A 12263-nucleotide genomic window follows, 5' to 3' on the forward strand; every position below is an offset into this window, starting at 1 on the left:
CCCCAAACCCCCACCCCCGATCAACTGGGTGCTGTTACTGTGGTGGTTCCCACCCTCAACGAGCAAGAACGCCTAACCCCTTGTCTAAACGGCTTGAGTCGGCAGAGTTATGAAGTGCGAGAAATCATTGTCGTAGACAGTCACTCGACGGATGGAACACCAGATTTAGTGAAAAATGTCCGAGAAAAAGACCCCCGGTTTCGATTAATGAATGATGATCCCTTACCTCCTGACTGGGTAGGGCGTCCGTGGGCGTTGCATAACGGGTATTTACACAGTTCTCCTCAGAGTCAGTGGATTCTGGGAATGGATGCCGATACTCAACCGCAACCCGGATTAGTTGCTAGTTTGATTCAGACAGCAGAGGTTTTGGGGTTAGAGTTGGTTTCTCTATCGCCGCAATTTATTCTTAAATATCCAGGAGAGTGGTGGCTGCAACCTGCCCTATTAATCACCTTGGTTTATCGATTTGGACCTACTGGCATTAATAGTGCAACGGCTGAACGAGTAATGGCAAACGGGCAGTGTTTTTTGTGTCGGCGAGATGTTTTGAGCAAACTGGACGGTTATACCAGTGCAAGGGACTCGTTTTGCGATGATGTCACCCTAGCTCGTTATGCCGCAGAGCAGGGATTTAAGGTGGGGTTTCTGGATGGAGCAAAGGTAGTAAAGGTGCGGATGTATGAGGGAGCATACCAAACATGGAACGAATGGGGGCGATCGCTCGATCTTAAAGATGCCTCATCTCAGGGGCAGTTGTGGAGCGATTTGTGGCTGCTTTTTTGTACACAGGGTCTACCCCTACCTGCATCCCTGATTTTCCTGGCTAGCTTGGGAGTGGGAATTTCTTCGCCATTTATGGTAGCAGCAACGGGATTGAATTTATTTTTGTTGTTGATCCGCTTTGCCTTACTGTTTGCGATCGCTCCTTCCTACGATCGTACATATGCATCTGTATTCTCTTCCTGGCTGTTCTGGCTTTCTCCCTTAGCCGACTCACTCGCTGTCCTGCGGATTTTATTGTCTGCTATCCGCAGACCAACCCAGTGGCGGGGACGGACTTACTCGTCATCTGCCGCCCCAACTTGATCAATTCGTTCGAGTTGCCAGAGGATTTGATTACCTTCACGTCGCACCCGTGAGACAATCCAATTGCGCCAAGACCAATGGTCACCCCGACTAGTTACAGCACTGGCGTTGACATCCATTAAGTCAGCGAGTTCGGAACTGCTAATCAGGTAGCCTTCCTCGGCAATTTCATCAGCGATGTGTAATGTTTCTATCAAGTTGTGCAGTTGAGCGACTCTTACCTCACGGGGTAAGTCGTCCGTTGTACTAGCGGCTGAAGAATCTGGTGTTTCCATCATGGCTGTGTTAGAGGTGGCAGGACTTAGTGGTACGGTTTTGTAAGCTAACTCAGAGGCAGCGTTTAAATCTGATACGCCTGCTACTGGCATATCCAAGGCAGATGATTGTTCTAGAGCCGGAGACTTGCCACTGGCAAAGGCACGAGCAATGCGATCGCAACGTTCATTGCCTTCATTCCCGCTATGCCCCCGGACGAACTGCCAATCCACCTGTTGAGAATTGAGATCATCAAGAATTTGCCATAAATCTTGATTTAAAACTGCTTTTCCGGCTTGAGTTTTCCAGCCTTTTTTTTTCCAACCCTTAATCCATTTGGTGATGCCATTTTTAACGTATTCGCTGTCAGTATAGAGCGTGGCGGGTTCGGTTTGTCTTGATGCCCGAAAGAGCTTCAACGCCTGGATCGCCGCTTGCATTTCCATACGGTTGTTAGTGGTCTGAGTTTCTCCACCCCCCATTTCATAAACAGAGCCATCGGTAAAATAGACTACGGTTCCCCAGCCGCCTGGTCCTGGGTTGCCACTACAGGCTCCGTCGGTATAAAAGCTTTGAATTTGGCGAGTAGGAGGCATTGTTTAAGAGTTATCAGGTACGAGTTACCACTTTACTTTTAACAGAGGAGATAGAGACGTGGAGTTTCTATTCAATAAGGGGGTGGCGTATGGGGTGATTAAGAGCCACCTTGGAAGTTGTTTTCTCCTTACTAACTCACCCATGTTAAGTTAGAACAGATGTTCTAGGCGTAGACCAACTATCCAGATGGTCGAGTGTTTTCTATTGTTAAACTCTAAATTACTATCACAATAAATTTAAATTGTCAATATAGACTTCGACTTTTCTTGCCTTGGAATTCAGAGGATAAACTAAACCTCGCGTCGATTCTCCCACAGTAAGTCTCGTGAGTTACGAACCCCTACATCATAAATATCGTCCTCAGACTTTTGCCCATTTAATTGGACAAGAGGCGATCGCTCAAACTCTCACTAACGCCATTCGCAGCGAGAGAATTGCCCCTGCCTATTTATTTACGGGTTCTAGAGGAACAGGAAAGACCTCTTCAGCGCGGATTTTGGCAAAATCTCTCAACTGTCTGTCGAGTGAAAAACCGACGCCCGATCCTTGCGGTGTTTGTGACGTGTGCCGCACGATCGCTCGCGGTTCGGCATTAGACGTGACTGAGATTGATGCGGCTAGCAATACCGGTGTTGATAATATCCGGGAAATCATTGAACGTACCCAGTTTGCACCAGTCCAATGCCGCTATAAGGTTTTCATCATTGATGAAGTCCATATGCTCAGTACGGCAGCCTTCAATGCCCTGCTAAAAACCTTAGAAGAGCCACCTAAACACGTTGTTTTTGTATTAGCAACCACTGATCCACAACGAGTTTTGCCGACGATCATTTCTCGGTGCCAGCGGTTTGATTTTCGGAGAATCCCGCTAGAGGCAATGGTAAAGCACTTGCAGGATATTGGTACGAAAGAAAGTATTCGTATTACTCGCAATGCCATTACCTTAGTAGCACAAGTCGCTCAAGGAGGACTCCGGGATGCAGAAAGTTTGCTTGACCAACTGAGTTTACTAGCTGGAGAGATAACGGTTGAGTACGTCTGGGATTTGGTGGGGGCAGTCCCGGAGCGGGATTTGCTAGAACTAGTAAGAGCGATCGCCTCTGACAATGCCGAAACCGTTCTTGACCAATGCCGCCGCCTGATGGACAGAGGACGGGAACCCTTGATTGTGGTGCAAAATTTAGCCGGATTCTACCGAGATTTACTGATTGCCAAAACTGCACCAACTCGCAACGATTTAGTAGCAGTTACGCCGCCCACTTGGGATCAGTTGCGCGAGTTTGTCCAACCGTTAGAAATTCCCTATATTTTGCACGGGCAACAACATCTGAAAAACAGTGAAGCACAAATCAAAAATACAACTCAGCCGCGCTTGTGGTTAGAAGTGACGTTGTTGGGATTGTTGCCTTCAGCTAGGAGTCCTCAGATTGTAGAGACAAGCTTAACGTCTCCCCGAACTCCACAAAGCCAGTCGTCACAAACTTCTAGTAAAACCCGGACATCGGTCAAAAACAACAACTCACTTCAGGACGCAAAACCGCCTATACCGCAACCAACCGAGGCACAAATTCGAACCCCATCACCCACCCCAATAACGGATACCTCCACCAACGGCGTCTCACCTGATGCGAGCCAAGAACCAAAACACCACCAACCACTAACTCAGATTCCTGCCGCCTCTCAATCCACGGTTGGGGAAGCCGCAGACAGTAACGTTGATATCCAAACGACGGATTTAGAGCAAATCTGGCAACAGGTACTGAACCATATTAAGTTATTCAGTACTCAAGAACTTCTGCGTCAACAGTGCTGTTTGCTTGCCTTTAACGGTCAGCAAGCTACGTTAGGGATTAGTTCCAAGAATTTGCTGAAGTTAGCCCAAGAGAAATTACCTGATATTGAAGCAGCGTTTAAAGCGATTTATCAATCTCATGTGAGGGTAACGTTACAACCTAAGTCTTCTGAATCTACTAAAACGACTGCTGCTGCTACCGATACAGCCGACGTTAGTGCTGAGGCACCGGAGGAGTTAACTGTAAACGACCCAAAACCCGAAAGTCGAGTGACTGAGCTGACTTCCTCTAATGGGCATTCAGCAAACACTCCGTCGTCAGTTCCAGTGCAGTTGATACCTACTAGGGAGAAATCTCCAGCCCCCATTGAAACGTCTAACGGTACTTCGACAGCAACATTAACCCAATCGCCAACGTCAGTACCAACAGAAGTTGCGAATTGGGGTGCTGAGAAAATTGATGAGGTAGTGGGGAACATCAAGAAATTTTTTGACGGAGAAATCATCGAACTGACTGATGAGTTTAGCCTGTCGGAGTTGGGAGTAAATTTACCCGTACCCCTAACGCAGCCAGATATTGATACCCCTATCAACTCGTTTTCAGTTGAGGCAGAAGTTGATCACCCAAAGTCAGATGGGATGATAGCAGTTCCGCAAGAGCCGCAACCTTGCAGGAGCGATGACGGACAGAACTTGCCGACCCTACATTCACGAGAAAGTTTACAATACAATGACGATGGTGATCTAGCTTTTTAATTAACACAATTCCATCATTGCAAATGCGTTTCTCTTACAAGCTGGCAGTAGTTCTGGTCATCTTCATCTTCCCTAACTTTCTACCGCCTGATTCTGAATTACTGTTGTGTCCCCTAGTGGCTTGGAGTACGGAGGAGAGAGAGTTCGGACACGATGGTCGAGATGGGGCTGATGGACAAACGGGTAGACGCGGTAGGGATGGTGAAAATCGCACAATTTTTACGAATGGTTCTCCTGTGAATTTGGAGTTGTTTGGTGGAGATGGCGAAGATGGCGGAGATGGGAGAGATGGTGATGATGCCGATTGTCGGAGGCAACCGCGAGATGTTGCCTATGACTTACGTGCTCCTGATGGCGGTAATGGGGGCAATGGCGGTGATGGGGGCGATGGGGGTAATGGCGGTTTGTTGGCTATTTACTACACGAATCCCCAAGATTTGAATAAAATCTATGTGCGTTCCGTCGGTGGTAGGGGAGGGCGTCCTGGTCGCGGTGCCTACAGTGGCGAGGGTTGTCAGTGTCAAGATCGTCGCTGGGAGAGAGAAATTTGTAAAGGAAGTCCCGGCAGTTCTGACTATCATTGCACAACTGAAAAGTTCTATTGCGAAGACGGCAGGGAGGGCAGAGATGGTCGAGATGGCAGAGATGGTAAGGAGGGACAACTCGGCACCCTGACGTTAATTCAGCGCAGTGAGGTATTGCCACCGGATCGACCAACTGCAACTCTTGCCATGCCGGAACTGAAAGATAAGATTTATAGGCTATCTCTGAATCAATGGCAAACCAAAGGTGGTACGGCTTCTCTGTTAGCGCCTGGATCAGTCATTGCTGACCAGTACCGTGAGTTTCTTAATCGCATTGATGGGTCGTTTCAGTTGGTCTGGAATAGCGATCGCTCAATTGCTGATTTCTACAACCAAAAGATAACCTTAAATCTCAAAGAAGACAAACAAGTTGAAGTGTCCTTGCCGGAAGAGGTTTGGTGGGAGGGGACAACCTCCCAAGAGAATGGGGTGACTCAGCTAGTTATCTCTAATGCCATCTTAGAACGGGAAGCCACGGAGTTGACCCGAGCCGATTTTTTGGGGAATGGGCAAAATTTAACCTTTAGTTTGGTTGATTTAGCTGGAAAATCTGATTTGATTTCAACGCAGTTCTGGATTAAGTATCGTACTGCATCGGGCGATCGGTTTCGTCGATTCTACGACTATAGAACCCGCTATGAGGGCAATATTCCAGCAGAATTAGTCACTCGCAACAACAATCGCTTTACTCTAAATCTAGGGAAACTACCCATTGAGAGAGAATTTCTGAAACCAGGAGTACCCCTTGATGTAGAATTGGTCGCAATTCGTTCCTTTGCCGGACATTCCGCAGAACAGAAAATTACCTGGCAAGGAGAAATCAAACGGTAAATAGAGAGTATTTTTAATTATAAAGAATTATAAAGAATCGTCTTTTGGGTAGATGTGTCAATTCCAGAATTGATCGATGATAGAGCGATTAAGTATAACTGGAGTTCAAAAATTTATGGCTTGGTTAAAACGACTATTTGGCATGGAAAAGCCGAAGGATGCTAAGGTTAATCCTCAGACTAAGCAGACGACTTCTACTGCTAAAGGTTCTGCTACAGCTCCAGCCTCTATGCCTACTCAAACTGACAGTATTCCTCCAGAGCGTGTGGGCTTAAATGGAGAATATGACCAAAGCGGTCTGGCTAAACGGGTGGCATTAGCTTTTGATGAAGATTCCCAGTTGGATGACATCGACACTCTCTACGTCGCTCAAACAGGTAGTACTGTTGTATTAAAAGGGAAAGTTCCCAATCAGCAAATTCTGGACAAGATGGTAGGAGTAGCTAAAGGCGTTCAAGGAGCAACTGCCGTGGATACTAAACAAGTTAGCATGGGCTAGCGCTTGGAATTTACCAGTTAAACGGGAAAAGGAGAAAAGGGGCTTTTTTCTTTCTCCTTTTCTTGTACAAAATGCTATAGATTGCCTTGAATCGAACAGACTTGCTGACCTATTACTATATTATTTCTCTTTCTCTACGATGTCTCAGCTTCCTCACCAACCTTCGGGAACACCTATTAATATTAAAACCTCTGTACTTAAGCGGGTGCGTCGTTTGAGCTACCTGCTGGATAACTCTATTCCGATTCCGGGAACATCTTATCGAATTGGTATCGATCCTTTACTTGGCTTAGTGCCGGGAGCTGGGGATTTTGTAGGAATGGCTCTCTCTGCCTATATTGTCCTTGAAGCAACTCGATTGGGGCTTCCACGAGCCACTTTGGTAAAAATGGTGAGCAATATTCTGTTTGAGACAGTATTTGGAAGTGTGCCTGTAGTAGGTGATGTTTTGGATGCAACCTGGAAAGCCAATGCCAGGAATCTCGCCCTCTTAGAAGGACAGTTGGATATTCCCAAATACCCATCTCAAAAACGAAGGGATTGGTGGTTTGTTGGCTTACTCTTACTAGGGCTGTTTTTGGTGGTAATAATAATTGCCGCTATCAGCATCGTGTTTCTCAAATGGGTATTGAATGCTTTGAGCGGCTGACATTCATTTTTTTGCATTTTTTTGCAAATTTGACTCAATAGGACAACAGGATAGACATCTCCAGAAATTAAGATTCGATAACCGTATTACAATTTTTGGAGATGTCTAATAGCGATGGATACCTATGCACTCCTATTGAAATGATTGAGTTGAATAACAAAATGAGCCTGCACTCCTGGCTGATTAAGCATTACGGGTGATCAAACCATAGAGGAACAGGACGAGGAGTGCCCCAGCAATTGCCACCAGAAATCCTTGAATAGTGAAACCCGTAAAACCTGCTCCTAACAAGGCATTACCAAGCCAGCCACCCAGCAGCGCCCCAACTATTCCCAGTGCCATTGTTGCTAAAATATTACTGCCTTGATGACCTGGATAAATTGCTTTAGCGATCGCGCCAGCAATAAGTCCTAAAACAATCCAAGCTAAAATTCCCACAGGAATTACCTCCTTACTGAAAAGTATCAATTAATAGTTTTTTCAACCTTGTGACTCTAGGATATCAGTAGGAATGGCTGGAGTATATCTATCAAAGGAAAGAACTAGCCGAGATAAAAATAAATAGCTATAATAGCTCTTACAAGTTTTTGGATGGAAACTGTACAGTAGATTTTGTCAAAAAGTTAATACAGGCAAATCCCGAAAAGAAAATAATTATATCCCTCTTCTGTCACTTGCCTTTCCTCTTTCCTTTTGTCTGTTGATCACTTTTGGGATTATGCATCCGATGCATTTTCCTACTTATTACTCCTCTCAACATACCCAAGGGCAAAGTCAATAATAGCAAGACGGGGATAATTTCCAAGCGTCCCATCCACATCAACACAATCAACATAAATTTGCCCATCCAAGATAAGTTAGGATGGGTGATTCCTGTAGACAAGCCCACACTTCCCAAAGCTGAGGCTGCCTCGAAGATAATGTCACTTAAGCTGTATTGCGGCAGAGTTACGTGAAGTAGGACAATAACACCAAGGGCGATCGCACCTAGCCAAAGCGATGTTAGAACCCCGGCTGACTCAATTCGACGATTTGCTTCAGCTTCCGTAATAACTTTACCATCTAACTGGTAGCGCATCATCTGATGGGGTTGGAGGGAAACACGCTGGAAGCGCCACAGCATAGCTTTGAACAGTGATACGACGCGAGTCAGCTTTAACCCGCCCACGGTGGAACCAGAAGCCCCACCGAAAATCATGCCCAAAGTCAAAATTAGTTTGCCAGTGGGACTCCAATAGGAAACGTCTGTCGTATTAAAACCACAAGTTCCTAACGCTGAAGCCCACTGAAATATCGTATCGAGCCAAAAAAATTGCTCTCCAAACCAGTAATGTTCCAGTACCAGCGCCCCTATACCCAAAATCAATAGTATCCAAAACGCTTGATGCTGAGTATCCTGCCACAGCGCTGATAACTTTCCTTTCCGCACTAACTGATAGTGAACGGGAAAGCTAATGGCTCCCGCAATCATAATTGGAATAACAGCAGCTTGTATGAGGGGACTGTAGGCAGCGATGCTGTTATCGGTAATGGCAAATCCCCCCGTTGAAATACCTGTCATACCGTGGTTGAGGGCATCCCACCAAGGCATTCCTACCACTCGCAGCCAAATCACACTAGCAAGGGTATATAACAAGTAAATCCACCAAATCTTACGCACTGTCTCCGTTACGGTAAGACCAATTCGTTGTTGCCGTCCCTCCGCGTTGTACAGTTGATAGGCATCTGTACTCGGTTCCAAGAGTGAAACCATGAGTACGATCACTCCTACACCCCCAATCCATTCCATAAAAGAACGCCACCATTGCAGAGTGCGTGGTAATTCATTCGCGTGCAGCGCCATTGACAGTCCTGTACTTGTAAACCCAGAAAATGCTTCAAACAGAGCATTCCAGGGTTCTTGAAAGTAAAGTACAGTCGGAGAGGGAATGGGAGTTGTTGCTAGGTGAGAAGCGATTAACAAAAAAGGGATAGTGCTAAAGCACGGAATCAAACCCCAACCGAGGGCAACTGTAATTAAGGAATGCCGCAAACGCGATCCTTCGGCTTTCTTAAAGAGACGATAAAGTAGTTGTCCGCTACCCAAGGAAGCCAACGCTGTCCATAGAAACGGCACAATTGCATAGTACTCGCCCATCAAAACACATAGGGGTATCGAGACTAGCGCCATTACACCTGGCACATGGAGCAATAAACCAAGGTCACGAAGGATTGTCTTAAGGTAGGGAGACACGCTAGCTTCTGATTCCTTTAATAGTCTAAGTTCTAGTTAAGAGTCAAGAAATTGTGAGACTGTTGGGGTCAATTTCTACATTTATTTAATCGTCTTCGTGATTTGCGAATCGGTAGAGCTGCTTGGCAATAATCAATTCTGGGTTGACGAGTACTTTGACACCGAGACGCTCAAACATCTTCTGATGAGTTCGTTCATTAACCATGCTGATGAGTGTATTGATGCCGTATTCTTTACCCAGGAACATTGCCATCAGGTTGACAGAATCATCGCTTGTTGTGGCAATTAAGGCATCAGCTCTCTGTATATTAGCTTCCTCCAGAATTTCACCATCGCTAATATCAGCATTAAACACTTTGATATCGTGTTTTTGCAATACAGCTCGCGCTTGTTCTTCATTTTTCTCAATGAGTGCCACTTCGTGTCCGTCTTCTATCGCCAAGTCTATGAGGCTAGAGCCTTCTGGTGCAGCACCTAAGATAATCAAGTACATTCGAGCTTAAAAATGTATATCACTGTGAAGATGCGATCGCCCAATTATTTCTGAGCATCGGCAGATCCATCAAAAACTCAATTGACTTAACCACTGAACTTTAAGTCAATTTTGCTTGTTTAGAATCTTACTTTATCATTTCGACGCCTATAATTTTTACAGCCAACAGCTTTTAACAACGTCTGCCCGAAGAGAGATATAAAGAATCAGAAACCTATATTAAAATAATTCAATCTCTATCGGGTGAGTTATAAAGCTCTGGATTTCAAAAACTAGGCTTCCGCGCCTCGACTGAGCGCGGTTCGGCTGAGCTCACCGTCGAAGCCTCACGCCGAACTCCGAACGGGAGTCGGGAGTCGGCATAAAACTATGAAGATAGAGAGTAATGTTCTGATGGTTCAGTCACTTGGAAATACAATTAGCTGGTTACTAGGATTGGAGGCGCAAACGCTGAGTTTTTGCCAGATGGGATTGCGGGCGGCTCTGATATACGCAGCGGCGTTAGTAATGGTAAGAGTAGTAGGCGATCGGCGCTTTATCGGCAAATATGCAGCAATGGATGTGCTCTTGGGCGTGATTTTAGGCTCTACCTTGAGTCGTGCAATTAATGGCGGTGCGCCCTACTTTAAAACACTAGGCGCAGCTTTAGCGCTAGTAGGAATGCATTGGTTATTTTGTGCAATCGCTTTCTATTATGAACGCTTTGATACTTGGATTAAAGGTAATTCTCGCATCTTAATTCGAGACGGTCAAATTAATAAAGGGATGATGAAAAAAAGCCACATTAGTCAAAGCGATTTAGAGTCTTCTTTGCGGCTCAACGCCAAAGTTACAGAGCCAAATCAGGTTGAAATTGCGCGTCTAGAAAGTAACGGTGAAATTAGCGTTATGCCCAAACCAACACCACCCAGAGTGCTTGAAGTCAATGTGAAAGCTGGCGTGCAAACCGTGCGAATCGAGTTGAACTGACAGTCCAAGGATCGCCAAACCCGAACTCTGAAACTAAACGCAAAGTAGCACAAACCCAAAAGAGAAAAGAAGATGCGTCAACTACTAGTTCAGGTGCCACGTGGACAAGGAAAAGCAGTTCTTGATATTGCCAAGGATCATGAGGGGGCGAATCTGGCAAAGTTTGAGGCTACCGATGGTGAAAAACCCGTGGACTTAGTGGTTGTTCACGTTCCTAATCGGCAAGTGGAGGATTTATTAGGAGAATTGGAGCCGATACCTCAACTGTACGTTACTCTAAACCCCCGAGGGGTTATACCCTTGCAGCCCCCTCCTGATGAGGCACCCCAACAAGTTAAGGATGTGGCGATGCTCAGTCCGCTTGAGGTATTCCTTGGAGGGGTGCAGAGCATTGGCTCATGGAAAGGCTTCTTAGGATATGCGGCACTTGGCGCTGTGGTGGCTTGGATTGGATTATATACCAATACCATGTACCTGCTCACTGCTGCCATGTTAATTGCGCCGTTTGCAGGTCCAGCGATGAATTTAGCGATCGCTACCGCACGAGGGGATAAAACGCTACTTTGGCGCAGCCTCTTACGATATTTTGCCGCCCTAGTGGTGTCCATGGTAGTGGCGGGGTTGCTCAGTTTTCTCCTGCGCCAAGAAAACCCAACCAGCCAAATGCTTGCTACAAGTACGATTTCGGCAACAGCACTACTGCTGCCATTATCAGCGGGAGCGGCGGGTGCTTTGAACTTGATGCAATCTGAACGAAGTAGCTTAGTATCCGGTGCAGCTACTGGAATGCTGGTTGCGGCATCGCTAGCACCTCCTACCGCATTAGTTGGCATGGCAAGTGCCATCGGCAGGTGGGATATGGCAATCAACGCTGTCTTCGTTCTCTTGCTGCAACTGGTTGGAATTAACCTATCAGCGACAATTATTTTCCGCATTTTCGGTCTGTCTGCTCGTGGCGCTCGTTACAAACGGGGGAAAAAGGCGATCGTTCTCATTGCCTTTGTGACAACCATCGTGGCGTTAGCTGCATTGCTAACCTGGCAGTTTTCCAGCGTACCAGAGCTTCAACGCGGTAGCCTTGAGCAGCGCATCACTAGTGATATTCAAAAGGTAGTGAAAGAGAGTGATTTGGCAGAACCTATAGAGGTTAATATTCGCTTTACCGCTTCGGACATCAAAGGTCAGAACACAATCCTTGGTACTATCTATGTCGAGCAGCAGGCAGGGGTCAAAATCCCCTCTGAAGAAATTCGCCAGCGTCTCAGCCGCCATATTCAATCCTACATCTATAAGCAAAATTACAAGGTAACGCCCCTAATTGATGTCAGCGTACTCGAACCGCCACCTCCTCCGTAGCTTAGATAAGCGGCAGGGGGCAGGGGAGCTGGGGACTTGAAAATGATAACTGTTTAGACTGAGAGCTTGCCTGCGACTCGTTCGTGGTGAATTCATAACCCACGGTGAGAACGTCAAGGCTGAACCTTCTTAGAAAGAATGCAATGTATCTCCCTCATCC

General features: G+C 46.2%; 11 protein-coding genes. 7 read left to right on the forward strand and 4 right to left on the reverse strand.

Going from position 1 to position 12263, the window contains the following annotated elements; translation table 11 throughout:
* Positions 1-1089, forward strand: a 1089-nt coding sequence (gene cruG, locus IQ257_RS26435) for a 2'-O-glycosyltransferase CruG (RefSeq protein ID WP_193933341.1), incomplete at its 5' end; no start/stop codon positions are given.
* Here the strand turns inward: cruG and rnhA are convergent.
* A complete protein-coding gene (rnhA, locus tag IQ257_RS26440; protein WP_193882239.1) occupies positions 1062-1940 on the reverse strand; it encodes a ribonuclease HI in 879 nt (292 codons plus the stop codon). The two genes, cruG and rnhA, sit on opposite strands and share 28 nt — an antisense overlap.
* Before the next feature lie 326 nt (positions 1941-2266).
* On the opposite strand from rnhA, the gene IQ257_RS26445 reads away from it, so the two are divergent.
* The 4 genes from IQ257_RS26445 to IQ257_RS26460 all read left to right on the forward strand — a co-directional run bounded on the left by IQ257_RS26445 (position 2267) and on the right by IQ257_RS26460 (position 7052).
* Complete coding sequence (locus tag IQ257_RS26445; RefSeq protein ID WP_193882243.1) at positions 2267-4489, forward strand: DNA polymerase III subunit gamma/tau; 2223 nt, start codon at positions 2267-2269, stop codon at positions 4487-4489.
* Positions 4490-4512: 23 nt separating this feature from the next.
* A complete protein-coding gene (locus tag IQ257_RS26450; protein WP_193933343.1) occupies positions 4513-5904 on the forward strand; it encodes a collagen-like protein in 1392 nt (463 codons plus the stop codon).
* Between the two features lie 115 nt (positions 5905-6019).
* Positions 6020-6403 carry a phospholipid-binding protein gene (locus IQ257_RS26455; RefSeq protein ID WP_193881674.1) on the forward strand — a complete coding sequence of 128 codons (384 nt, stop codon included), beginning with the start codon at positions 6020-6022 and terminating at the stop codon, positions 6401-6403.
* Positions 6404-6542: 139 nt separating this feature from the next.
* A complete protein-coding gene (locus IQ257_RS26460; protein ID WP_193881671.1) occupies positions 6543-7052 on the forward strand; it encodes a DUF4112 domain-containing protein in 510 nt (169 codons plus the stop codon).
* A gap of 183 nt (positions 7053-7235) precedes the next feature.
* Here the strand turns inward: IQ257_RS26460 and IQ257_RS26465 are convergent, their stop codons facing one another.
* The 3 genes from IQ257_RS26465 to IQ257_RS26475 form a co-directional block, all read right to left on the reverse strand.
* Positions 7236-7490: a GlsB/YeaQ/YmgE family stress response membrane protein gene (locus IQ257_RS26465; protein WP_193881668.1), complete on the reverse strand. Its 255-nt coding sequence runs from the start codon at positions 7488-7490 to the stop codon at positions 7236-7238.
* A gap of 232 nt (positions 7491-7722) precedes the next feature.
* A complete protein-coding gene (locus tag IQ257_RS26470) occupies positions 7723-9222 on the reverse strand; it encodes a TrkH family potassium uptake protein (RefSeq protein WP_193881680.1) in 1500 nt (499 codons plus the stop codon).
* A 148-nt stretch (positions 9223-9370) separates the two neighbouring features.
* Entirely contained in the window at positions 9371-9778 is a 408-nt protein-coding gene (locus IQ257_RS26475; protein ID WP_193881665.1) for a potassium channel family protein, read from the reverse strand.
* Positions 9779-10171: 393 nt separating this feature from the next.
* Between IQ257_RS26475 and IQ257_RS26480 the strand changes: the two genes are divergently transcribed.
* Both IQ257_RS26480 and IQ257_RS26485 read left to right on the forward strand, forming a co-directional pair.
* The gene (locus IQ257_RS26480; protein WP_193881662.1) at positions 10172-10747 is read left to right on the forward strand and encodes a DUF421 domain-containing protein; all 576 of its coding nucleotides are present in this window, start codon (positions 10172-10174) and stop codon (positions 10745-10747) included.
* Positions 10748-10819: 72 nt separating this feature from the next.
* Positions 10820-12103: a TIGR00341 family protein gene (locus IQ257_RS26485; protein ID WP_193881660.1), complete on the forward strand. Its 1284-nt coding sequence runs from the start codon at positions 10820-10822 to the stop codon at positions 12101-12103.
* Positions 12104-12263: the final 160 nt, after the last annotated feature.

The organism is Coleofasciculus sp. LEGE 07092, from assembly GCF_015207375.1.
Taxonomy (GTDB): domain Bacteria; phylum Cyanobacteriota; class Cyanobacteriia; order Cyanobacteriales; family Coleofasciculaceae; genus LEGE-07092.